The sequence below is a fragment of the Buttiauxella selenatireducens genome (assembly GCF_031432975.1).
In the GTDB taxonomy this organism is placed as follows: domain Bacteria; phylum Pseudomonadota; class Gammaproteobacteria; order Enterobacterales; family Enterobacteriaceae; genus Buttiauxella; species Buttiauxella selenatireducens.
This window is the reverse complement of the sequence record NZ_CP133838.1, coordinates 2597911-2621951: the sequence shown is the minus strand read 5'-3', so window position 1 is coordinate 2621951 and position 24041 is coordinate 2597911. Positions and strand designations below refer to the sequence as shown.

Below are 24041 nucleotides of genomic sequence, written 5' to 3'. Positions count from 1 at the left end.
GACAAATGCTACAACCTGTTCAACTTTTCAAAATCCTGTCGGATGAAACACGGCTGGCCATCATCATGCTTCTCAGAGAGTCCGGAGAGCTATGCGTCTGTGATATCTGTGGGGCCACCTCAGAATCCCAGCCTAAAATATCCCGACATATGGCTATTTTACGCGAGGCAGGACTGGTTCTTGATCGTCGGGAAGGGAAGTGGATTCACTATCGTCTGTCTCCGTACATGCCAGCCTGGGCTGCAGAAACGATCACTACAGCCTGGTTGTGTATGCGGGAAGAGGTTCGCGGGTGGCTGGCACAATCAGCCTGTACGTCATGTTAGTTTAAACAAAACACATACACGTAATCATATGTAATGGAGTCTGAGATGTTATTGGCAGGGAGTATTTTCTTACTGACGCTAATTCTGGTCATCTGGCAGCCCAGGGGGCTTAGCATTGGCTGGAGCGCGAGTATTGGCGCAGTGCTGGCTCTGGGGTTCGGTGTCATCCACATCGAGGATATTCCGGTTGTCTGGAACATAGTCTGGAACGCGACAGCGACATTTATCGCCGTGATTATTATCAGCCTGCTGCTCGATGAGTCAGGTTTCTTTGAATGGGCCGCGCTGCATGTTTCTCGCTGGGGTAACGGGCGAGGGCGCTTACTGTTTACCTGGATTGTGTTGCTGGGTGCCGCAGTTGCTGCGCTATTTGCCAACGACGGTGCCGCGCTGATCCTGACGCCGATTGTGATTGCCATGCTACTCGCACTGGGGTTCAGCAAAGGTACTACGCTTGCCTTTGTCATGGCGGCAGGATTTATCGCCGATACCGCCAGCCTGCCGCTTATCGTTTCCAACCTGGTGAATATCGTTTCCGCTGACTTCTTCCAGCTTGGTTTTACTGACTATGCTTCAGTCATGATCCCCGTCGATATTGCTGCTATTGCAGCAACACTGGCTATGCTGCATCTGTTCTTTCGTCGGGATATTCCGACGACATATGACGTTTCGCTGCTGAAAGCGCCGGTCAGTGCAATTAAAGATCCGGCAACATTCAGGGCGGGCTGGATTGTCCTTTTGTTGCTTCTCGCCGGTTTCTTCATCCTTGAGCCTCTGGGGATCCCCGTCAGTGCGATTGCTGCCGCTGGCGCAGTTATACTCTTTGCAGTGGCGAAAAAGGGCCATGCTATTAATACCGGGAAAGTATTACGCGGTGCGCCATGGCAAATCGTCATTTTTTCGCTTGGGATGTATCTGGTGGTATACGGTCTGCGCAATGCAGGGCTCACGGAATATCTTTCACATCTACTGAACCAATTGGCAGATAAGGGATTATGGGCTGCGACGTTTGGTACCGGCTTCCTGACAGCATTTCTGTCGTCTGTCATGAACAATATGCCTACGGTACTGATTGGCGCATTGTCGATTGAAGGGAGTACGGCTTCTGGCGTTGTCAGAGAGGCAATGATTTACGCCAATGTGATTGGCTGCGATTTAGGTCCCAAAATAACCCCAATTGGTAGCCTGGCGACATTACTGTGGTTGCATGTGCTTTCACAGAAAAATATGACAATCACCTGGGGATATTATTTCCGCACTGGCGTGATCATGACTCTGCCTGTTCTTTTTGTCACTCTGGCCGCACTGGCGTTGCGGCTCTCTGTCACTTTGTAATGAGATATTGATATGAGCAACATAACTATTTATCACAACCCAGCCTGCGGCACGTCACGTAACACGCTGGAGTTGATTCACAATAGCGGCAATGAACCGACCATTATTTATTATCTCGATACTCCACCGTCTCACGATGAACTGCTCAAACTGATTGCAGATATGGGGATTTCGGTGCGGGCGTTGTTGCGTAAGAACGTTGAACCTTACGAGCAGCTTGGTCTTGCTGATGGGGATTTTACTGACGAGCAGCTGATTGAATTTATGCTTCAGCACCCAATTCTGATTAATCGTCCCATCGTTGTGACACCACTGGGCACCCGCTTGTGTCGCCCTTCAGAAATTGTGCTGGATATCTTGCCGGAGCCACAAAAAGGGGCATTCGTGAAGGAAGACGGTGAAAAAGTTATTGATGAAGCAGGGAAGCGAATTAAATAACGGCTTTGGGAAATAAATCTGTTTCAGAGAGGGGGAATTCTTTAGGGAATACCCCCTTGCACCATAATAATTAAACAAAGTGGGGTTACGCGCTTAAATAGTGCGAAATAAGATAAGAAAATATTATATCTTCTATTATCTTTAGGAATAACAATAAATTAAATAACTGGCACGGTAAATGCTTTATCCCTCTCATCATGGATACCAGATGGGATGCGAGTTTATGCCAGTATCAACTTTGTCTGAATGGGTCACCCATTACCGCCAGCAACCACAACAACTTGTGGCGGCATATCAGCAATTAGATGCAGATTTATCCCGTGACGATAACGCCTGGATTTATATCGCATCGCATGACGAAATCTATGCGCAATTAACCACAATTTTTCAGGCGATTAATTCAGGCGAAAAACAAGCGAGCGACTTTGCTTTATTAGGTGTTCCCTTTGCGGCGAAAGACAATATTGATGTTGCCGGAATGCCAACCAGCGCGGGGTGTCCTGCATTTACGTATCAACCGGGTAAAGACGCAACCGTCATTGCCCGTCTGAAAGCCGCAGGGGCGATTGTCGTGGGGAAAACTAACCTCGATCAATTTGCCACCGGGCTTGTCGGCACGCGCTCACCCTTTGGCGCAGTCAAAAACACCTTCAATCCTGAGTATGTTAGCGGTGGCTCAAGTTCGGGATCAGCCTCGGTGGTGGCTCGTGGGCTGGTTTGTTTCTCGCTGGGAACGGATACCGCAGGTTCCGGGCGCGTACCGGCGGGTTTTAACAATCTTGTTGGCCTGAAACCAACCAAAGGCTGGATTTCCACCACGGGAGTGGTTCCCGCTTGCCGACTGAATGACTGCGTATCGGTATTCGCATTAACCGTTGAGGATGCGGAAACCGTTGTGGCCGTAGCGGGTGGTTACGATCCCCAAGATCCCTATTCACGCACCAACCCACAGACGGCTCCGGCGCGTTTTAGCGAAAAACCGCGATTTGCCGTTCCCGATACGCTTGAGTTTTTTGGTGATAGCCAAAGTCAGGTGGCATTCGTCAAAACGCTGGGACGTTTACAACAGCAAGGTGTGGAACTGGTATCGATTGATTTTAGTGCCTTCAACCAGCTCGCTGAGCAGTTGTATAACGGCGCTTGGGTGGCTGAGCGCACCGTGGCGATAGGGGATATTTTTAAAAACCAGCCGGAAGCCATGGACCCGACCGTGCGCGGTATTGTGGCAAACGGCCTGAACTACACGGCGTGTGACGCCTGGCAGGCGGAATATACTCGCGCTGAACTGGCACAAAAAATTAATGACCAGTTGCGTGAGTTCGATGCGCTCCTGGTGCCGACTTCACCGACGATACATACCCTGGCTGAGATGGCCCAGCACCCCGTGCGATATAACTCGCAGTTTGGCACTTACACCAACTTCACTAATCTGGCCGACCTCTGCGCGCTAGCGTTACCGGGTGATTTCCGTAATGACGGTCTGCCCGCTGGCATTACGCTTATCGCCCCTGCATGGCACGACCAGGCGCTGAGCCACTTCGGCAAAAGCTGGCAGCAGGCGCTGAACCTACAGTTGGGTGCGACCGGCAAAACCCTTTCTGCGAGCAACACCGCAAAAGCTTCAACGAATCACGTTCGCGTTGCGGTCGTAGGCGCGCACCTGCGCGAAATGCCGCTTAACCACCAGCTCACCACGCGAAATGCGGTGTTTATCGAAGAAACCCGCACCGCTGACCATTACCGCCTTTATGCATTAGCCAACACCCAACCACCAAAGCCGGGCCTTGTGCGTCACGCCGAAGGGCAGCCGATTGCGGTTGAACTGTGGGATATCCCCCTGGCGCGGTTTGGTGAGTTTGTTGCGGAAATCCCCGCGCCGCTTGGGATCGGCACGTTGGTGCTTGAAAACGGTGCGAGCGTGAAGGGGTTTATTTGCGAACCACAAGCACTACTGGATGCCACGGATATCACTGCGTGGGGCGGCTGGAAAGCCTGGCTTGCCCGTCACCACAGCGCCTGAGGAGGAATTATGTTGAGCTCGGTATTGATAGCAAATCGCGGTGAAATCGCCGTTCGCGCCATTAAAACGTTGAAGAAAATGGGCATTGCAAGCGTAGCGGTTTATTCCGAACCGGACGCCAACGCTCAGCATGTGGTGGATGCCGACACCGCCATCGCGCTGGGTGGCGAAAAGGCGGCGGAAAGCTATCTCGACATCGAAAAGATTATTGCGGCAGCAAAGGCCAGTGGCGCACAGGCGATATTTCCAGGCTACGGATTTTTATCTGAACGCGCCGAGTTTGCGCAAGCCTGTGAGGACAATGGCCTGGTTTTCATCGGCCCGACAGCCGAGCAAATTCGCGACTTTGGCCTGAAACATCGCGCACGCGAACTGGCGTTTAAAGCCGATGTGCCGATGACGCCGGGCACTGGCCTGTTGCAGACACTCAAAGAGGCGCAGCTCGCGGCGGCGGAAATCGGTTATCCAGTGATGCTGAAAACTACCGCGGGCGGCGGGGGAATTGGGCTAACGCGCTGTGAAGATGAAGCAAGCTTGATTGACGCCTGGTCGAGCGTAAAACGTATGGGGCAGCAGTTTTTCAGCGATGATGGCGTGTTTATCGAGCGTTTTGTCGATCGCGCCCGTCATCTCGAAGTCCAAATTTTTGGCGACGGCAAAGGCAAAGTGGTGGCGTTAGGCGAACGCGATTGTTCGCTGCAACGCCGCAACCAAAAAGTCGTTGAAGAAACTCCGGCACCCAACTTGCCGCAGGCCACGCGCGAAGCGATTCATGCCGCTGCGGTTGCGCTCGGCGAATCGGTGAATTATCGCAGTGCGGGAACGGTTGAGTTTATTTACGATGCCGCGCGTGACGCTTTCTATTTCCTCGAAGTGAATACCCGGTTGCAGGTGGAGCATCCGGTGACTGAAATGGTCACCGGGCTGGATCTTATCGAGTGCATGGTGAACGTTGCCGCCGGTGTGACCCTTGACTGGCAACGCATGGTGCAACCGCCGAAAGGCGCATCCATTGAAGTGCGCATTTATGCTGAGGATGCGTTGAAAAACTTCCAGCCGAGTCCTGGCGTGTTGACGGATGTGTTCTTCCCGGCCGATGTTCGCGTCGATGGTTGGGTGACGACCGGCAGCGAAGTCAGTGCATTTTACGATCCGTTGATCGCCAAAGTGATCGTTTTTGGCGAAGATCGCCAGCAGGCGTTAAGTAAACTGAACACGGCACTGGCCACCACGCGTTTGCACGGTATCGCCACCAATCTGGATTACCTGCGTCAAATCGTACAGCTAGCGGAATTTAAAGCCGGAGTCATGTGGACGCGCTTGCTGGACAGCGTTGTCTATCAGGCGCATGCCATTGAGGTGCTGGACCCCGGAACCTGGAGTAGCGTGCAGGATAGCCCTGGCCGCCTGGGTTACTGGGACATTGGCGTGCCGCCCTCCGGCCCAATGGACGACTTTGCCTTCCGCCTGGCAAACCGCATTGTCGGCAACCATCCATCAGCCGCCGGGCTTGAATTTACTCTGCAAGGGCCGACACTTCGTTTCCACAGTGACGCGATTATCGCTTTAACCGGGGCCGATTGCCCGGCAACGCTTGATGATGAGGCGGTTGCTTACTGGCAGCCGATTATCGTTAAAGCGGGGCAGACACTGACGCTGGGGCGTGCAACTTCCGGTTGCCGTACCTATCTGGCGGTGCGTAACGGGCTGGATGTGCCGATTTATCTCGGCAGTCGTTCGACGTTTGCCCTCGGGCAGTTTGGTGGCCATGCGGGGCGAACGTTGCGCGTGGCGGATGTGCTGGCGATTTCCCAACCTTGTTTACCCGCCTGTACCACACCGGCACCGATTTCGTTGCCGCAAACGCCAGAGCCTGCGGTTATCCCGCAATACAGCGATGTCTGGGAAATTGGCGTGTTGTACGGGCCGCACGGCGCGCCGGACTTCTTCACCCCTGAATCCATGCAAACTTTTTTTGATGCCGAGTGGCAGGTTCATTACAACTCAAATCGCCTGGGCGTGCGTCTGGTTGGCCCGAAACCGGCGTGGACGCGTGCTGACGGCGGCGAAGCTGGGCTGCATCCTTCGAACGTTCACGACTGCGAATACGCGATTGGCGCGGTGAATTTTACCGGCGATTTCCCCGTGATCCTGACGCGCGATGGCCCAAGCCTGGGCGGATTTGTTTGCCCGGTGACGATCGCCAAAGCGGAGCTTTGGAAAGTCGGGCAGGTGAAACCTGGTGACCGCATTCGTTTCCATGCCATTACGTTTGAACACGCGCAGTCGCTGGAAATCGCCCAGGATGTGGCGGTCACTAATTTGCTGCACGTTCTGACGTTGCCGGATTTGCATCCGTCGATTACGCCAGGGACCACTTCAAGTGCGGCAATCCTCGCAGAATTAGCCGCGGCTGGCGGTTTGCCCGCGGTGGTTTATCGCCAGGCGGGTGATAACTACGTGCTGATTGAGTACGGCGACAATGTGCTGGATTTGGCCCTGCGCCTGCGGATATATCTGCTGATGGAAGCCATCAAAAAGAGCGCCGTGTCGGGCATTGAAGAACTTTCCCCAGGTGTGCGTTCGCTTCAGGTGCGTTACGACAGCCAGCATATTTCGCAGGCGCAACTGTTGACGTTATTGCTGAGCCTGGAAAAGCAGTTAGGGGATGTCACCCAACTTAAAATCCCATCGCGCATTGTGCATTTGCCGATGGCATTCGAAGACAGCGCCACGCTTGCCGCCGTTGAACGTTACAAAGAAACGGTACGCGCCGATGCGCCGTGGTTGCCGAATAACGTCGATTTCATTCAACGCACCAATGGGTTAGCCAACCGCGACGAAGTAAAACGGATCATCTTCGACGCCAGCTATTTGATTCTCGGGCTGGGGGATGTCTATCTCGGCGCGCCATGCGCTGTGCCTCTTGACCCGCGCCACCGTTTGCTTAGCTCCAAATACAATCCGGCACGCACCTGGACTGCCGAAGGCACTGTCGGAATCGGCGGCATGTATATGTGCATCTACGGCATGGATTCACCGGGTGGATACCAACTGGTCGGGCGCACGCTGCCGATCTGGAACACTTTCCTCAAGAACGATCAGTTTGGTGATGAACCCTGGTTGCTGAAGTTCTTCGACCAGGTGCGTTTCTATCCGGTGACAGAAGAGGAGCTAACCGAGTTCCGCAGCGCCTTCCGCGAAGGACGTGCGCAGGTTCGCGTTGAAGAAGTGGAGTTCGATTTCGCCGAATACCAGCAATTCCTCATTGATAACGCCGATGACATCGCGGACTTCCGCGTCCGTCAGAAACAAGCGTTTGACAGCGAAGTAGCGCACTGGAAAGAGCAGGAAAGCGCTGCCGTTGAGAGCGCGATGCTGGCGGAACAAGAGGTGATTGACGATCAGGAAGGCCATCTGGTGAGTGCCGATTTGAACGGCAATATCTGGAAGATCCTTGTTGAACCAGGGCAAACCGTGAAGCAGGGCGAGCCGCTGATTGTGGTGGAAGCCATGAAGATGGAGCTGATGGTCGCGGCACCCTGCGACGGCACCGTTATCCGCATCAGTTGCCAACAGGGTCGTCCGGTTGGGCCAGGTGATGCGTTGTTGTGGTTGGACGCGGTGTGAGGTCGAACATTGGATGCCCTCATCCCAGCCTTCTCCCCCAGGAGAAGGAGATAACCTTAATTCTATGAAAACAAACCATTATCAGGAGTCAGGCTTATGCAACGTCGTACTTTCATTAAAGTTTTTGCGCTGTCCGCGTCTGTAATCAGCATGGGTTTGGCTTTCAACGCGCAGGCCGCCGACACGATTAAAGTGGGCATCATGCACTCGCTGTCCGGCACCATGGCTATCTCTGAAACGCCGCTCAAAGATGTGGCGCTGATGACCATCGCTGACATTAACGCCAAAGGCGGTGTATTGGGGAAACAGCTTGAACCGGTGGTGGTTGACCCAGCCTCTAACTGGCCGCTGTTCGCTGAAAAAGCACGCCAGTTATTAAGCCAGGATAAAGCGGCGGTGGTGTTCGGCTGTTGGACTTCGGTATCGCGCAAATCGGTGTTGCCGGTATTTGAAGAACTGAACGGGCTGTTGTTCTATCCGGTGCAATACGAAGGTGAAGAGATGTCGCCAAACGTGTTCTATACCGGGGCAGCGCCTAATCAGCAGGCGATCCCGGCGGTGGAATACCTGATGAGCGAAGACGGCGGGGCGGCGAAACGCTACTTCCTGCTGGGCACAGATTACGTTTATCCGCGCACCACCAACAAAATCCTGCGGGCGTTCCTGCATTCCAAAGGGGTGCAGGATAAAGATATCGAAGAAGTTTATACCCCGTTTGGTTACAGCGATTACCAGACCATCGTTTCCAATATCAAGAAGTTCTCCGCAGGCGGTAAAACAGCGGTGATCTCAACCATCAATGGCGATTCCAACGTGCCTTTCTACAAGGAGCTGGCAAACCAGGGCCTGAAAGCGACCGATGTGCCGGTGGTGGCGTTCTCGGTGGGTGAAGAAGAGTTACGCGGCATCGACACCAAACCGTTAGTCGGCAACCTGGCGGCGTGGAACTACTTCGAGTCGGTCGAAAACCCAACCAACAAAGCGTTTGTCGCGCAGTGGAAGGCGTATGCCAAAGCGCACAAGCTGCCGAATGCGGACACAGTGGTGACTAATGACCCGATGGAAGCGACGTATGTCGGGATTCATATGTGGGCGCAAGCGGTGGAAAAAGCCGGAACCACGGACGTCGACAAAGTCCGCGCGGCGATGGCAGGGCAAACCTTCAAAGCTCCGTCTGGCTTTACGTTGACCATGGATGCCACCAACCACCATCTGCATAAACCGGTGATGATTGGCGAAATCGAAGGTAACGGTCAGTTCAACGTGGTGTGGCAGACCGATGCACCGGTCCGCGCGCAGCCATGGAGCCCGTTTATCACTGGTAACGACAAGAAGTCGCAAGAGCCGGTGAAAATGGCGAGTAATTAAGTCTGAACCACCCTCATCCCAGCCTTCTCCCTGAGGGAGAAGGAGAAAACCACACTCTCCTGAACGAAAGGAGAATTCTGGTTTTCCCCCTCTCCTTTGGGAGAGGGTTGGGGTGAGGGGAAACCAAAGGAGACGCCCATGAAACTTGCACGCTGGCTATTTTTCATCGCCTGGCTGCTGCCGTTTTTCGCACACGCCGGAGAGGCTGACGATTTTGCGGCGGCAAACCGCACGCAGCAGGCCAAACTGCTGCAAAGCTGGGCGATAGCACCGGATGCAAAGCGCCTTCCACTGCTTAGCTCGCTTGCTCAAGAAAGCCTTGTTATCGACCCACAACATCATGCTTTTTTGCAAAATGGCACGACGCTGACGCCGCTGGGCGAAGTAAAGACGCCCATGGGTGAGGTGAAAAAGGTCCGTCTGACTAACCGTCTGCGCATTCTGGCAGGCAGCGCACTCGCCAGTCATCAATTGATAAGTGACAACGTCACTCAGCGTTTGCAAGCTGCTCAGGCGTTACAGCGCGATGCACAGCCTGATCTCCTGCCGCTTTTAGAACAAAGGCTTAACGTCGAACGAAACGACGAGGTGCGCACGGCTTTAGAAGGTGCGATTGCCCGTCTCCAGCTCGCAAGCCTTGATGCCAACGTGCGCCTGAATGCGGTGGAGTTACTGAGTCATTCAACGGATCCCGATACCCAGGCGCTGTTAAAACCGCTGACCGACGCGCAATCCGAACCCGATGCACAGGTGCGCAAAGCCGCCACCGAAGGGCTGCAAAAAATCCAGCATCGTCTAATGCTGGGCGAGATCCTCGGGCAGGCATTTATGGGGCTTTCTCTAGGGTCAATTTTGCTGCTAGCCGCACTGGGCCTTGCGATCACCTACGGTTTACTCGGTGTTATCAATATGGCGCATGGCGAAATGTTGATGTTGGGAGCGTATTCCGCATGGCTGGTGCAAACCGCATTCCAGCAATACGCCCCTGCGTGGCTAACGATATACCCGATTGTGGCGCTGCCCGTCGCATTTGCGATGACTGCGGGGATCGGCATGGCGCTTGAGCGCACGGTGATTCGCCATCTTTATGGTCGCCCACTAGAAACGCTGCTGGCAACCTGGGGTATCAGCCTGATGCTTATCCAGATAGTGCGCATGATCTTTGGCGCGCAAAACATGGAGGTGGCGAATCCCGCGTGGCTTTCCGGTGGCGTGCAGGTGTTGCCGAACCTGATTTTACCGTGGAACCGCCTGGTAGTAATTGGGTTCGTGATGCTGGTGTTGCTGTTTACCTGGTTGCTACTGAATAAAACCCGTCTGGGTATGAATGTGCGAGCCGTTACGCAAAACCGCGCAATGGCCGCCTGTTGTGGTGTGCCAACCGGACGCGTGGATATGCTGGCGTTTGGCCTTGGTTCCGGGATTGCCGGGCTTGGCGGCGTGGCGCTTTCCCAACTCGGCAACGTCGGGCCGGAACTTGGGCAAGGCTACATCATTGATTCCTTCCTGGTGGTGGTGCTGGGCGGTGTCGGGCAACTGGCGGGTACGGTCGCTGCGGCCTTCGGATTGGGCATCTTTAACAAGATACTGGAACCGCAAATTGGTGCGGTGCTGGGCAAAATCCTCATCCTTGTGCTGATCATTCTGTTTATCCAGAAGCGGCCTCAAGGCCTGTTCGCGCTGAAAGGGAGGGTTATCGACTGATGAGCCAGCCGCTGACGTTAACCCTGACCCGCAAAGCGCCGCGAATATCAGCCGTGCTGGGGTCGCTAATTGTGGTGTTGATGCTGACATTGCCCTTTCTGACGCTACTGCCCGCCAGCCATCCGCTGAGTCTTTCGACTTACACGCTGACGCTGCTCGGTAAAATCTTGTGCTATGCGGTGGTCGCCATTGCGCTGGATTTAGTGTGGGGATATGCCGGTTTGCTTTCTCTGGGCCACGGTATTTTCTTCGCCCTCGGCGGTTATGCGATGGGCATGTACCTGATGCGCCAGGCCGCAGGTGACGGGCTACCCGCGTTTATGTCGTTTCTTTCCTGGGATCAACTGCCGTGGTTCTGGTGGGGAACACAACATTTTGCCTGGGCGCTGGCGTTGATTGTGCTGGTGCCGGGAATACTGGCGTTAGTGTTCGGTTTCTTCGCTTTCCGCTCAAAAATCAAAGGGGTTTACTTCTCGATTATGACCCAGGCGTTGACCTATGCCGGAATGTTGCTGTTCTTTCGTAACGAAACGGGCTTTGGCGGCAATAACGGGTTTACCGGATTTACCACGCTGTTGGGCATGCCAATTACTGCTACCAGCACACGCATTGGCTTGTTTATTGCCACGGTTTTATTGCTGATCGCAAGCCTGGGGATTGGGTTTGCCCTGGCACGCAGCAAGTTTGGCCGCGTGCTCACCGCCGTGCGCGATGCGGAAAATCGGCTTGTTTTCTGCGGTTACGATCCGCGTGGTTTCAAGCTGCTGGTGTGGACGTTATCTGCTGTGCTATGCGGCCTGGCGGGTGCGTTGTATGTGCCGCAGGTCGGCATTATCAACCCTGGCGAAATGTCACCGACCAACTCCATCGAAGCGGCAATCTGGGTGGCACTGGGCGGGCGCGGCACGTTGATCGGCCCGATCCTCGGCGCGGGTTTAGTCAACGGCGCGAAAAGCTACTTCACCATGGCGGTGCCGGAGTACTGGCAGCTATTTCTGGGGCTGATATTTATCGTCGTCACGCTGTTTTTACCGCGTGGAGTGATTGGTCTGCTGCGTAAGGGAGAAAAATAATGCAACCCGGCGAACCGCTTTTTACCCGGCAACATGAAGCAGACCGTTATCGTGACCAAACCGATCCGGTACTGATGCTGGAAAACATTAATGTCAGTTTTGATGGTTTTAAGGCGCTGACGGATTTGTCGCTCAATATCGGCGTCGGTGAGCTTCGCTGCGTGATTGGGCCGAATGGAGCCGGGAAAACCACGCTGATGGATGTGATTACCGGCAAAACCAGGCCACAAAGTGGCAGGGCGTTTTATGATCAATCGACCGACCTTATGCGTCTTGAACCCGCTGAGATCGCCAAACGCGGCATTGGGCGTAAATTCCAGAAACCCACGGTTTTTGAGGCGCTGACGGTGTTCGAGAATCTGGAAATTGCGCAGAAAGCAGATAAATCCGTGTGGGCGAGTCTGCGGGCAAAACTCAATTCCGAACAGCGCGACCGCATTGATGAAATGCTGACGACGTTACGACTGGGTTCCGAACGCCATCGCAAAGCCGGTTTGCTTTCTCACGGGCAAAAACAGTTTCTGGAAATCGGTATGTTGCTGGTCCAGGAGCCGCATTTGCTGTTGCTGGATGAACCCGCTGCTGGGATGACGGATGCGGAAACGGAGTATACCGCCGAGCTGTTTCGCGGCCTGGCAGGCAAGCATTCGTTGATGGTGGTGGAACACGATATGGGTTTTGTGGAAACCATTGCCGACCACGTGACGGTGCTGCATCAGGGGCAGGTGCTGGCGCAAGGATCGCTGCGTGAAGTGCAGGCCAATGAGCAGGTGATTGAGGTTTATCTGGGGCGTTAATTTTATCGGTGAGGGCGTTGATGCCCTCACCCTAACCCTCTCCCACAGGAGAGGGACCGATCTATTTTCCCCCTCTCCCTCAGGGAGAGGGTCGGGGTGAGGGTAATGTATGCTGCAAGTCAACGATCTAAATCAATACTACGGTGGCAGCCATATTCTGCGCGGTGTCTCCTTTGACGCCAAAATCGGCGAAGTCACTTGCCTGCTGGGGCGCAACGGCGTAGGCAAAAGCACTTTACTGAAATGCCTGATGGGGCTGATCCCGGCAAAATCCGGCAGTGTGAACTGGCAGCAAAACAACATCACCAGCCGCAAACCGCACCAGCGCGTTCAGGCGGGGATTGCCTATGTTCCGCAAGGTCGCGAGATCTTCCCGCGTCTGACGGTGGAAGAAAACTTACTGATGGGGCTTTCACGGTTTGCCGGGCGGGACGCTAAGTCGGTGCCAGGGGAAATCTATCAACTTTTCCCGGTGCTAAAAGAGATGAAACAACGATGCGGTGGCGATCTCTCCGGTGGGCAGCAACAGCAACTGGCGATTGGCCGGGCGCTGGCTTGCAAGCCGCAATTATTGATTCTGGATGAGCCAACCGAAGGCATTCAACCCTCGGTGATTAAGGAGATCGGTCAGGTTATTGGTCAATTAGCCGCGAAGGGGGATATGGCAATTTTGTTGGTTGAACAGTTTTATGATTTTGCCGCTGATCTTGCCGACAACTATTTAGTCATGTCTCGGGGTTCGATCATTCAACGTGGTGCCGGTGCCGATATGGAAACGGATGGGGTGAGGGGGCTGGTAGCGATTTAGACAGCGCTATTATTTTCTTCAAACTTATTCTTCAAAAAGCGTTTCGATGGACTTCGTAGGAAAGAAAAGTGAACTCGCGTTACTCCCTGTCAGAGCTATAAAGCCAAGCTTCAGGTAAAACTGCTTCGATTGCTCATTGAGTGCATCGACGAACATGCCATGTATGCCGACCGCCTGTGATGCCAGGTAGATGACATTCATGGCGTGTGTGACAAGTGTGGTACCCCACTCTTGCCCCTGAATATGGGTGTGGATCGCCAAACGCCCCAGCGTCACACTCGGCACGTTGGCATAGGGCACTTTACGTTTCAGTGTATTTGACGGAAGGGTTTCTTTCTCGAAGCTGCTACCTGATAGCGTGTAGTAACCGAGCACTTTCGGTTTAGGATCTTTGGTTATTAGCAAATAGCCGCGTAAAATCCGCGCTTTATGCTGACGCGCAAGATGGTCGCTAAGAAAAACATTCAAAGAGGTTTCCCCACAGTCGAAACCCGAAAAATCGTACTCGATGCTGTCTGAAAACATCTCAATGGTAAGGTCGTCCATGTCTTACTCCATGTTTTGTAGACGTTTAGCCGCTCTTTTCAATCGTGCATTCGGTGCTGGCGGGTTGCTTATCGCATCCATGACCTGGTTCCAGGATTCCTCATTGAGAACCAGGCGGCGATGTTGATCAATCACTTCCGCTGCACGTTCAGAGGCGCTGGTAACCATAAATTGAGTGATAGTCTGGTTGGACATTGCCGCAGCTTCTTCGATCATGTTCTTGTCGTCATCGGTTAGCCTGAGATCGATACGCTGTTTTTTCAATGCTGACATTATTGATTCCTCTTGGAGATATACGGTTTTGTACGGAATTAAACCGTACAATGATTGTAGAGTCTTATACCAACGCTTTCAATCGCAATCTTTGCATGTAGGCTCACAGCAGCGAATGGTCTACCAAAAGACTCACATTATGGTTCTTTTGGTTAGTCCATTTTTTGGGTATATATTCAGGTAACTTATTGCTATTGCGCCCATGGAGGCCTGAATTGACTGGCATAACAAATGAATTTCAGCAACCGATCGGCAATGCACTACCAGGCTGGCAACCTTGTCCGCGTCCTGAACGCATCGTTTTGCAAGGGAAATACTGTCATCTCGAACCGCTAACCCGTAACCATGCAGATTCTTTATGGGCCGCGTGGAGCACAGCGGAGGACGATCGCGGCTGGACGTACTTGAACGTTGGGCCGTTTGATGGGCAACCACAATTTGCCGATTTTATTGATACCATCGCGCGCAGTCACGACCCGCTGCACTATGCGGTTATCGACGAATTGACGGGTAAGGCGGTCGGCACATTGGCATTAATGCGCATCGACCCGGCAAACGGCGTCGTTGAAGTCGGTTTCGTCATGTATTCCCCTCGGTTACAACGCACCGTACAGGCAACAGAAGCTCATTTTCTGCTGATGAAATATGCTTTTGGGCTGGGATATCGTCGCTATGAGTGGAAATGCGACAGCCTGAATGCGCCATCACGCCATGCGGCAATTCGCCTCGGATTCCGTTATGAAGGGTTGTTCCGCCAGGCTGTGGTGTATAAGCAGCGCACTCGCGATACCGCGTGGTTTTCGATTCTTGATAGCGAGTGGCCAACGATAGAGCAGGCATTTGAACGCTGGCTTTCCGTTGAGAACATGCCTGATGGCGCGCAGAAGCTGGGCTTGTCGCAGATTCGTGAGAACCTGGTGTCCGGGCGGGCTCCCGCAACCAGACAAACAGTGCAGGTAAGAGCACTGGATGCGAGTGATTACGCGGCGTGGAGGGTTTTATGGCAAGGGTATTTATCGTTCTACAACACCCAACTGAGCGATGAACTAAGTCAGCTAACCTGGCAAAGAATGTGCGATCCTGCCGAGCCGATGTTTGCGTTGGGGGCGTTTGATGAACAGGGTAAAATGCTTGGATTTACCCATATGGTTTACCACCGTGGGACCTGGTCGGCGGACGATCATTGCTATCTTGAGGATCTGTTTACCGCCCCGGAGTCACGCGGCAAAGGTGTTGGATGCGCGCTGATTGAAGCGGTGTATCAACATGCTCAGGCGAAAGGTTCTCAACGGGTGTACTGGCATACTCATGAAACCAATGCGGCAGGACAGGCGTTATACGACAAGTTAGCGGATAAGTCTGGGTTTATTCAGTATCAGAAAGACGTGAAATAGTATTTTCGGGTGGATCCGCGTCGCGACATCCACCGCGATATCCTGCTAGGCCATAACCCGTTGCGGTTTTACGGCAATCCCTTTCACAACCATGAGATACGCCAGCAAAATCGCCACCATCAGCACCACAAAAAGCATAAATGGCGGCATCCAGGTCAACATTAACCCCGTGAAAAGCGGGTTACATGCGCCGCCTAACCACCCCAGTTGCTGCGCGGAGAAGTAGCTCGCTTTCAGTCCTGGCGGTGCGATGTTATCGACCAGCATATATTCGCCCGGTGCGAAGATAAGCTCGCCAATGGTAAACACCGCGGCCGATAACCCCCACAAAAGCAGGTTGTCGCCCGAAATCATAAAGCCTGCCAGTCCAGCCATAAAAAATAGCGTGCCGTAAAACATCAGCTTTTGGATGTTGTCCGGGCGAATGCGTTTGCCGACCATATACTGGAAAACCACCACCACAAACGCGTTGACCGGAAGGACTACGCCGACCACTTTTTGTGCCAAATCTGAATCCGAGATAGCAATGGCATATTGCGATAAACAGGCGGCAAAAGAGCCAAAAACTAATGAGCCAAGAAATGCCGATAAGGTGAAATACATCAGCGCCTTATCTTTGAGCATCAGGCTCGGAGAAAGCCTGGTGCTGCTTTGCTGTATTTCACTTACCGGAACGCTGTGTACATAACGGCTAATGACGATAAACGGAATGATCGCCGTCAGGCCGGATAGCCAGAATGGCAGGTTCGTGCTGTAGAGTACGGCCAGCGTGCCAATCGGTGGGCCAACCGTCCAACCGATATTGGCAAAGGTATAATTGAGAGAGAAGATTTTTGGTTTCTGGTGAGTTTCCAGCGTATCGGCGAAATAGCCTTTTAGCACGGTCGCAAAGACCGAATAAGCGCAGTTAATGAGCGAGTAAAACACCACCACCAAAATGGCATTACTGACCAGCGGGATCGCCACAAATCCACCCAGGAAAATAATAATCGCCAGCAGCATGCATTTTTTCTTATCGAACTTATCTGCCAGGATGCCAAACCATAAACTGAAAACGACCCCTGTGGTGAGCGCAATGGTCAACGCCATACCAATTTCGGTGAGCGGCATGTTGTAGTTGCGGGAAAGGTAAATGGTCATGAAGGGGAGCGTCAGCCCACGCCCTACCGTAAGCAGCAGGGAGGAGAGCAGTAACACGCTGATGGAGAGATGTTTGCCAGAAAATCGCGATGCTAAAGAAACCATTTTATCGTTTGTTTTTATTAATGATTAATCGGGGGAACTCAGATTTATCATGAAGATTTGGCAAAGTATAGATGCAGTTTTTAAGGTGTTGCTTTCTGTACTGAAGCTTAAATGTGTCATCTGTATCTATTCACGCTGCTGATTTAGCTTTAAGTTTTAACAAAAATGCAATAACAACAGGGGAAGCAAAATGACGCGTAAAGATGGACTGCTGGCGATGCTCGTCGTCGTGGTGTGGGGGCTGAATTTTGTCGTGATTAAAATGGGGCTGCATAATATGCCGCCGTTGTTGTTGGCTGGCCTGCGCTTCCTGCTGGTTGCGTTCCCCGCGTTACTGTTTGTCGCCCGTCCGAAAATTCCCTTTCGTTTACTGGCCGCATACGGGCTGACGATAAGCTTTGGGCAGTTTGCGTTTTTGTTTAGTGCCATTAAGTTTGGCATGCCCGCAGGCCTTGCTTCGCTGGTGCTTCAGGCGCAAGCATTCTTCACCATTATCCTGGGGGCGTGTGTCTTTAAAGAACGTCTGCAGGGAAAGCAATTGGCGGGAATTACCCTTGCCGTTATCGGCGTTCTGGTACTGATTGAGGGCAGTCTTGGTGGGCAGCATGTGGCGTTGCTCGGTTTTATGCTGACGCTGGCCGCGGCGTTCAGTTGGGCGTGCGGCAATATCTTCAATAAGAAAATTATGCAGTTAGAAGCGCGTCCGCCGATTATGTCTTTGGTGGTGTGGAGTGCGTTAATTCCTGTGCTGCCATTCTTTGCCGCCAGTCTCTTTTTCGATGGCCCATCTTTGATGTGGCAAAGCCTGATTGCCATTGATATGACGACTATCTTGTCGTTGGTCTATCTGGCGTTTGTGGCAACGATTGTGGGCTATGGGATTTGGGGAAGTTTGCTGGGACGATACGAAACCTGGCGTGTTGCGCCGCTATCGTTACTGGTGCCGGTGGTTGGGATGGCGAGCGCCGCATGGCTTTTGGATGAAACGCTTTCTCTGACACAGCTAGCGGGGGCGTTGCTGATTATGGGCGGCTTGTATATTAACGTCTTTGGTTTGCGGGTACGCAGGACGGTGGTGAGTTAATTCTGGCGGGATCGGTGAGATGATCCCGCCGCAGCGATGATCAGTTGCTGTTATTTTGATAATAGGGCGTACCCAGCCATTCAGACTTTTCACCCATCATGTGGCCGTTGTCGCCAGCGTTGTCAGCGGCTGGGATAATCATGTTGCCTTGATTAGCTTGCGTGGCACTGAATGGGCTCGATTGCTCTGCCAGAGCATTAGCGGAGGCCAGAATCAACAGCAGGCTCGCGCTCGAGATAAAACGTTTCATAAATCCTCGGTGCCTGAATCAACAGGCGGTTGCATAGCATTTGTTAATAATATTAATGATTTAGCGGGTGAATATACTTTCCTTCACCACCTGAACACGCAACGCGGAATCGATGAGGTGGTACAGAAAAATAATTCTTGAACGTGCGGGTGAGTGTCTGTTGTGACTCAAACCCGTATTGTTCTGCTAAATAGAGAATCGGCTCGTCACTTTGTTTCAGTTTGAGAGCGATCTCAGTCAATTTGCGATTGCGGATGTATTGGCCTAATGAATGGCCGGTTTCTTTTTTAAACATCCTTTGCAGGTGCCACTTTGAGTAGCCTGAACGCTGCGAAACCTTCTCAAGCGAAAGAGGGTTTTCCAGGTTCTCTTCTATCCAGTCCAAAATACTTTGAATTGTTACTGAATCATTGTTCCGTCTGGACATGGTTTCACCACTTATCAGGTTTGCGGCAAGACTTTTGTCAGGAGTTGATAAAGCATATCCACTTCGTCTGCCTTTAGGTTTTTAGTCAGTTCTTGATGCAGGTTTTGTCCCACCAGCTGGTGGCATTTCTCACACAACGTCTTCCCTTCGGGAGTCAGCCGTATCAGTACGCCACGTTTATCATTGGGATTTGGTAAGCGTTCGACCCATCCTTTGCACAACAGGCGGTCTAACATGCGCGTTAGCGCGCCGAGGTCGACTGACAACGCTTTTTTCAGCTCCACTGGTTGTACGCATGCTTCGCAATAGATAGTGCATAACACCTTAAATTGCGTAGCAGTAATATCCAGCGGGGAGAGATGCTCGTTTAGCAGGCGGTCTTTATGCTGGTTAACCATGTGGATCAGTCTTCCGAGGGGAATCACTTCGTTAAACAGATCGTTTGTATTTTTCACTATGATTGCCCAGGCAAGTATATTTAATCACGGTGGATATTATTGCTCAGGCAAGCATAAGTCAACGTGATGAATCGGTGATGCCACAAATTGCTAAAACGGTTCAGTTTTAACATTAAGACGCATCCTTTAACGAAAGTCGCCAGGGTTGGCTGCTATACTCAGCAACGCATAAGCAACCGACGTTAAGGACTGAAGATGGTGGAGTTAGTTAAGGCCGTAGGGTTGGGGCTGGTGGTATTGTTGCCGCTAGCTAACCCATTGACTACGGTAGCATTGTTCCTTGGTCTCGCCGGAGATATGAACAAAAAGGCCCGTGATAAAACTGCGTTAATGGCGTCAGTCAACGTATTCATTATCATGATGGTCGCGTATTACGCAGGTCAGGTTGTGATGAATACCTTTGGTATTTCCATACCTGGCTTACGTATTGCGGGTGGGCTGATTGTTGCCTTCATTGGTTTCCGCATGTTGTTCCCACAACAAAAAGCGCATGAATCACTGGAAGCAAACACCAAAGCCCAGGAGATGGAAGAAGAACCGGATACCAACATTGCCTTTGTACCTCTCGCCATGCCGAGCACTGCGGGGCCAGGTACCATAGCAATGATTATCAGTTCGTCGTCGACCATTGAACACGGTGTCGATTTTGCCAATTGGGTTGTGCTGGTGGCCCCACCCATTATTTTTGCCCTGGTGGGGATAATCTTGTGGGGAAGCTTACGCAGTTCTGGCGCGATTATGCGGATGGTGGGTAAAAGCGGTATTGAAGCTATTTCCCGCCTGATGGGGTTCTTGCTGGTTTGTATGGGCGTGCAGTTTATTATTAACGGCATACTGGAAATTATTACTCATTTCCCAGCCAGTTAATCAGACGCCTACGTAAGGAAAGGGATGTCGGGTGAGCATTGCGCCGCCCGACATCGCTACATTAACTGTGCTGCGGCTTCTCTTCTAACGACACCGGCCAGCGGCGGAAGATTAACACCGAGCCAATAAGCGCAACCAGTGCAGGAACCGCACCGACCAGACCGATGCTGGACATATCAAAATGCAAACTCACCTGATTACCCACCAACGCCCCAGCTCCAATCCCGATATTAAAAATCCCCGAGAATAACGCCATTGATACATCGGTTGCATCAGGTGCCAGCGCCAGCACTTTAACCTGCATGCCGAGGGTGATGACCATAATCGCGACACCCCAGAACAGGCATAACAACGTGAGGTAAGCGGTACTTTGTGCGGCAGGCAACAGCAACGCAAGGCACAGCACTAATAAACCGACAGAGCCGCTGACGAGCGTGGATGAGTGCCGATTCCCCAATTTACCAAACATCACGCTGCCAATAATCCCCGCGCCCCCCAGTACCAACAGCAGGAAGGTAGCCATATTGGCGCTCAATCCGGCCACGGTTTGCACAAACGGCTCAATGTAACTGTAAGCGGTGTAATGCGCGGTAACGACCACCGCAACCAATGCGTATAAGCTGACTAACGCTGGTCGCTTGAACAGCAGCGGTAAACTTTTAAGTGATCCTGAATGCTCGCTGGGTAATTTAGGCAACAGTTTCATTACACAGAACAGCGTGATGGCCGCGATAACGCCAATGGCGAAGAAGGTGGTGCGCCAGCCGAAATACTGCCCGACAATACGCCCAAGCGGCAAACCCAGCACCATCGCAAGCGCTGTGCCGGTGGCAATCAAACTCAGCGCCTGCGCTTTTTTGCCTGCGGGTGCCATACGAATCGCCAGCGACGCGGTAATCGACCAGAAAATCGCGTGGGCAAATGCGATACCGATGCGGCTAATCACCAACACGGTAAAACTCCAGGCCACAAAAGAGAGCACGTGGCTTACGATAAACAAGATAAAAATGCTGATTAATAGCCGCTTTCGTTCGACCTGGCTGGTCAAGAGCATAAACGGCAGGGACATCAGCGCCACTACCCAGGCGTAGATAGTCAGCATGATCCCGACTTGCGCGGTTTGCATGCCAAAACTATCGGCGATGTCTGACAGCAAACCGACTGGGACAAATTCCGTGGTGTTAAAAATAAAGGCCGCGACAGCGAGCGTAACGACGCGTAACCACGCCGTTTTGCGTGATACGTTGCTTATGGTCATAAATGGGTTTCGCGCTGGTCAGTAAAAGTATGGAGAGGAGGCGATCATAAAACCATCGATCCGGGTGTACAACCGGTATTGTGATTTATATCTCGTTTTTTGTGCTGATATCGTATGAAAGGCCGTTGTTAATTCAGGGGGAATACGGGGCAGATGCACCGCCCCGTAATACTTTAGGGTTTAGAAAACAGCGTGGCGTTTTTGCATGGAGAGTTGCTCTAATCTCTCTGGCGTCATAATGCTAAGGGCATCGGTCGGGCAAACGCTCACACAGGCTGGGCCTTGAGGGTCATGCTGGCACATATCACATTTTAATAACGCGATTTTTTGTGGCGCTACCGCTTCCCCAACCACATCTACAGCACCGAACGGGCAGGCCATAATGCAGCTTTTGCACCCGATGCACAGTGCTTCATCCGCTGCAATTATCCCATTTCGCTTGCTCAACGCCCCGGTAGGACAGACGCTTGCGCAGGGCGCACTTTCGCACTGGTGACATACGGCAGGGGAACTGATGTCACTCGTTTTGTAAACGCGCAGGCGGGGAGAAAATTCTTTGCGCGCGTCGGACTGATGGTTAACCGCACAACTCACTTCACACGTGCGGCAGCCAATACAGCGCTGTGTCTCAACATGAATGTAAGCTGTTTTCATGATGCTGCCTTCGTCGCTTTCGCCTGCTCGCAGTCGAGCATATCAATAATATCCGTCGCAGCGCGGCGGCCATCGACCATTGCTGTTACGACCAGGTCTGCACCGCGCACGGCATCTCCTCCGGCAAAAACGCGTGGGTTTGTGGTCTGCCCTGGGTAGCGTGAGTTTGAGCCGATACGAATTTGTCCCCACTTATCGCATTCTACGTGGCCTTCTTTCAGCCATGGCATGGCATGAGCCTGGAAACCAAATGCGACAATGAGTGCATCGGCTTCAATAATAAACTCTGAGCCTTTGATGATTTTAGGGCGTCTGCGTCCACTGGCATCCATTTCGCCAAGTTCGGTCAGTAGCATTTCGATTCCCGCTACGGCCCCTTTTTTATTCAGCACGATGCGTTGCGGCTGGATGTTAAACTGAAATTCCACGCCTTCTTCACGCGCATTTTTTACTTCTTTACGCGAGCCTGGCATATTGGCTTCATCCCGCCGGTAGGCGCAAGTTACCGCTGTCGCGCCCTGACGCACGGCGGTTCGCAAGCAATCCATTGCCGTGTCACCACCACCGAGCACCACTACACGTTTGCCTTTGAGCGTAACAAACGGGTTTTCAGGATCTTCGGCGATATTCATCACATTGCGGGTATTGGCTATCAAATAGGGCAACGCTTCTAGCACACCTGTTGCATTCTCATTCTCAAGCTCTGCAATCATTGACTGATAAGTGCCTGGGGCGATAAACACCGCGTCGTTTTCCTTAATCAACTGGCTGAAGCTGATATCCCGACCAATTTCACAGTTGAGCACGAACTCAATGCCCATGCCGGTGAATATTTCTCTGCGCGTTGCTAACACGTGCTTATCAAGTTTGAAGGAGGGGATGCCAAACGTCAGCAGGCCGCCAATTTCTGGATGGCGATCGTAAACCACCGCTTTCACGCCGTGCCGCGCAAGTACGTCTGCGCAGGCTAATCCCGCCGGGCCCGCGCCAATGATTGCAACGCGTTCTGATCGTGGCCGAACACCACTAAGATCCGGGCGCCAACCCGCCTTTAACGCGGTATCAGTGATATATTTTTCTATGCACCCAATGGTGACCGATCCACTGTTGCTCTCAAGCGTGCAGGAACCTTCGCACAACCGGTCTTGTGGGCAAACGCGCCCACAAACTTCGGGCATGCTGCTGGTTAGGTGCGAAAGCTCCACGGCTTCGTTGATACGCCCCTGTTTTGCCAGGCGAATAAGTTCCGGGATGGCATTATGCAGTGGGCATGTCCAGCGGCAGTTGGCATGGTCGGCGCATTCCAGACAGCGCTCACCGGCCTGGCATGTTTGTTCCGGTTTAAAGGGCTGATAGATTTCCTGGAAATGGTGGCGTCGCTCGTCGGCCGGTAATTTATCTGGATCGCTTCTTTTTGGGCTGAGCAGCAGTTTGTCACGGCCGGTTTGCCGTGACGCGCGTAGGCCTGGGAGTGTCTCTTGCTGCCGTTTGTGACGAAGTTGGGTTAGCTGTTTCTGGGTGACAAGCTGCAAGGCATTGGTCGGGCAGACGTTGACACAGGCAGGGCCGCTGGCACTGTTTTTTTGTTCACATAAATCACATTTTTGGGCGATGGGATGGTCGTTGGTCGTCAGGCTTATCACGCCAAACGGGCACGCGAGGATGCAGCTTTTACACCCGATACAGTGTTTCTCATCAAGAACGACATGATCATTTTGATAAACCAGCGCGGCGGTAGGGCAGCTCGCTACACATGGCGCATTATCACATTGATGGCACATAACGGCAGTTGACGCGCTACCCGTATTAACCACCGTGACGCGAGATTGCAGATGCTGCCCAGGTTCAGGGTAACGTTGTTCATTATGAGCCAACATGCAGGCTATTTCGCAAGATTTGCACCCAATACAATCACAGGTATTCGCAATGACAAAACGGTTCATGTTTTCTTCCTGATTTGCGTTTTGCCAGGATGATGCAAAAAAGATGCACAAAAAATTAAACAATCGAAAGTAAAAACGATAATGAGAGGTGCTTCGCAAAACTATATTTATTCACCTTTATTAACCGCCAGGTTTTACCACCC

22 protein-coding genes are annotated in these 24041 nt (G+C 52.5%); 13 read left to right on the top strand and 9 right to left on the bottom strand.

Features of this window, described 5'->3' with window-relative positions:
- Positions 1 to 5: 5 nt before the first annotated feature.
- The 10 genes from RHD99_RS12110 (at position 6) to urtE (ending at position 13499) form a co-directional block, all read left to right on the top strand.
- Positions 6 to 326: a transcriptional regulator gene (locus RHD99_RS12110; RefSeq protein ID WP_309874081.1), complete on the top strand. Its 321-nt coding sequence runs from the start codon at positions 6 to 8 to the stop codon at positions 324 to 326.
- A 45-nt stretch (positions 327 to 371) separates the two neighbouring features.
- The gene (locus tag RHD99_RS12105) at positions 372 to 1661 is read left to right on the top strand and encodes an arsenic transporter (RefSeq protein ID WP_309874079.1); all 1290 of its coding nucleotides are present in this window, start codon (positions 372 to 374) and stop codon (positions 1659 to 1661) included.
- A gap of 12 nt (positions 1662 to 1673) precedes the next feature.
- The gene (gene arsC, locus RHD99_RS12100; protein ID WP_309874077.1) at positions 1674 to 2099 is read left to right on the top strand and encodes a glutaredoxin-dependent arsenate reductase; all 426 of its coding nucleotides are present in this window, start codon (positions 1674 to 1676) and stop codon (positions 2097 to 2099) included.
- A gap of 223 nt (positions 2100 to 2322) precedes the next feature.
- Positions 2323 to 4119, top strand: a complete 1797-nt coding sequence (gene atzF / locus RHD99_RS12095) for an allophanate hydrolase (RefSeq protein WP_309874076.1) — start codon at positions 2323 to 2325, stop codon at positions 4117 to 4119.
- A gap of 9 nt (positions 4120 to 4128) precedes the next feature.
- Positions 4129 to 7749 carry an urea carboxylase gene (uca, locus tag RHD99_RS12090; RefSeq protein ID WP_309874075.1) on the top strand — a complete coding sequence of 1207 codons (3621 nt, stop codon included), beginning with the start codon at positions 4129 to 4131 and terminating at the stop codon, positions 7747 to 7749.
- A gap of 96 nt (positions 7750 to 7845) precedes the next feature.
- Complete coding sequence (gene urtA, locus RHD99_RS12085) at positions 7846 to 9117, top strand: urea ABC transporter substrate-binding protein (protein WP_309874073.1); 1272 nt, start codon at positions 7846 to 7848, stop codon at positions 9115 to 9117.
- A 138-nt stretch (positions 9118 to 9255) separates the two neighbouring features.
- Entirely contained in the window at positions 9256 to 10821 is a 1566-nt protein-coding gene (gene urtB, locus RHD99_RS12080) for an urea ABC transporter permease subunit UrtB (RefSeq protein WP_309874071.1), read from the top strand.
- Complete coding sequence (gene urtC / locus RHD99_RS12075; protein WP_309874069.1) at positions 10821 to 11894, top strand: urea ABC transporter permease subunit UrtC; 1074 nt, start codon at positions 10821 to 10823, stop codon at positions 11892 to 11894. Before urtB ends, urtC begins: the two co-directional genes overlap by 1 nt.
- Positions 11894 to 12691: an urea ABC transporter ATP-binding protein UrtD gene (urtD, locus tag RHD99_RS12070; RefSeq protein WP_309879040.1), complete on the top strand. Its 798-nt coding sequence runs from the start codon at positions 11894 to 11896 to the stop codon at positions 12689 to 12691. The genes urtC and urtD overlap by 1 nt, the downstream gene beginning before the upstream one ends.
- 109 nt (positions 12692 to 12800) lie before the next feature.
- Positions 12801 to 13499 carry an urea ABC transporter ATP-binding subunit UrtE gene (gene urtE / locus RHD99_RS12065; RefSeq protein WP_309879038.1) on the top strand — a complete coding sequence of 233 codons (699 nt, stop codon included), beginning with the start codon at positions 12801 to 12803 and terminating at the stop codon, positions 13497 to 13499.
- 24 nt (positions 13500 to 13523) lie between these two features.
- On the opposite strand, the gene RHD99_RS12060 is transcribed toward urtE, so the two are convergent.
- Both RHD99_RS12060 and RHD99_RS12055 read right to left on the bottom strand, forming a co-directional pair.
- Positions 13524 to 14045 carry a GNAT family N-acetyltransferase gene (locus RHD99_RS12060; protein ID WP_309879037.1) on the bottom strand — a complete coding sequence of 174 codons (522 nt, stop codon included), beginning with the start codon at positions 14043 to 14045 and terminating at the stop codon, positions 13524 to 13526.
- A gap of 3 nt (positions 14046 to 14048) precedes the next feature.
- Positions 14049 to 14318, bottom strand: coding sequence for a type II toxin-antitoxin system TacA family antitoxin (locus RHD99_RS12055; RefSeq protein ID WP_309879035.1), 270 nt, complete (start codon positions 14316 to 14318; stop codon positions 14049 to 14051).
- Positions 14319 to 14533: 215 nt separating this feature from the next.
- On the opposite strand from RHD99_RS12055, the gene RHD99_RS12050 reads away from it, so the two are divergent.
- On the top strand, positions 14534 to 15712 hold the full coding sequence (locus RHD99_RS12050) for a GNAT family N-acetyltransferase (RefSeq protein ID WP_309879034.1): 1179 nt from the start codon (positions 14534 to 14536) through the stop codon (positions 15710 to 15712).
- Between the two features lie 45 nt (positions 15713 to 15757).
- Here the strand turns inward: RHD99_RS12050 and ydeE are convergent, their stop codons facing one another.
- A complete protein-coding gene (ydeE, locus tag RHD99_RS12045) occupies positions 15758 to 16957 on the bottom strand; it encodes an efflux MFS transporter YdeE (RefSeq protein WP_309879033.1) in 1200 nt (399 codons plus the stop codon).
- Positions 16958 to 17147: 190 nt separating this feature from the next.
- Here ydeE and eamA point away from each other — a divergent pair, with 190 nt between their 5' ends.
- A complete protein-coding gene (gene eamA / locus RHD99_RS12040) occupies positions 17148 to 18041 on the top strand; it encodes an O-acetylserine/cysteine exporter (protein WP_309879032.1) in 894 nt (297 codons plus the stop codon).
- Positions 18042 to 18081: 40 nt separating this feature from the next.
- Here the strand turns inward: eamA and marB are convergent, their stop codons facing one another.
- From marB to marR, 3 genes are read right to left on the bottom strand one after another with little or no spacing between them, the layout of a single operon-like run.
- A complete protein-coding gene (gene marB, locus RHD99_RS12035; protein ID WP_309879030.1) occupies positions 18082 to 18291 on the bottom strand; it encodes a multiple antibiotic resistance regulatory protein MarB in 210 nt (69 codons plus the stop codon).
- A gap of 52 nt (positions 18292 to 18343) precedes the next feature.
- Positions 18344 to 18718: an MDR efflux pump AcrAB transcriptional activator MarA gene (marA, locus tag RHD99_RS12030; protein ID WP_183269196.1), complete on the bottom strand. Its 375-nt coding sequence runs from the start codon at positions 18716 to 18718 to the stop codon at positions 18344 to 18346.
- A gap of 14 nt (positions 18719 to 18732) precedes the next feature.
- Complete coding sequence (gene marR / locus RHD99_RS12025; RefSeq protein WP_183269197.1) at positions 18733 to 19173, bottom strand: multiple antibiotic resistance transcriptional regulator MarR; 441 nt, start codon at positions 19171 to 19173, stop codon at positions 18733 to 18735.
- A 198-nt stretch (positions 19174 to 19371) separates the two neighbouring features.
- On the opposite strand from marR, the gene RHD99_RS12020 reads away from it, so the two are divergent.
- On the top strand, positions 19372 to 20043 hold the full coding sequence (locus RHD99_RS12020) for a MarC family NAAT transporter (RefSeq protein WP_183269198.1): 672 nt from the start codon (positions 19372 to 19374) through the stop codon (positions 20041 to 20043).
- A gap of 61 nt (positions 20044 to 20104) precedes the next feature.
- Here RHD99_RS12020 and RHD99_RS12015 read toward each other — a convergent pair whose 3' ends face one another.
- The 3 genes from RHD99_RS12015 to aegA all read right to left on the bottom strand — a co-directional run bounded on the left by RHD99_RS12015 (position 20105) and on the right by aegA (position 23898).
- Entirely contained in the window at positions 20105 to 21301 is a 1197-nt protein-coding gene (locus RHD99_RS12015) for a sugar transporter (RefSeq protein WP_309879028.1), read from the bottom strand.
- 180 nt (positions 21302 to 21481) lie between these two features.
- On the bottom strand, positions 21482 to 21955 hold the full coding sequence (locus tag RHD99_RS12010; RefSeq protein ID WP_309879026.1) for a 4Fe-4S dicluster domain-containing protein: 474 nt from the start codon (positions 21953 to 21955) through the stop codon (positions 21482 to 21484).
- Positions 21952 to 23898, bottom strand: coding sequence for a formate-dependent uric acid utilization protein AegA (aegA, locus tag RHD99_RS12005; RefSeq protein WP_309879024.1), 1947 nt, complete (start codon positions 23896 to 23898; stop codon positions 21952 to 21954). The genes RHD99_RS12010 and aegA overlap by 4 nt, the downstream gene beginning before the upstream one ends.
- Between the last annotated feature and the right edge of the window lie 143 nt (positions 23899 to 24041).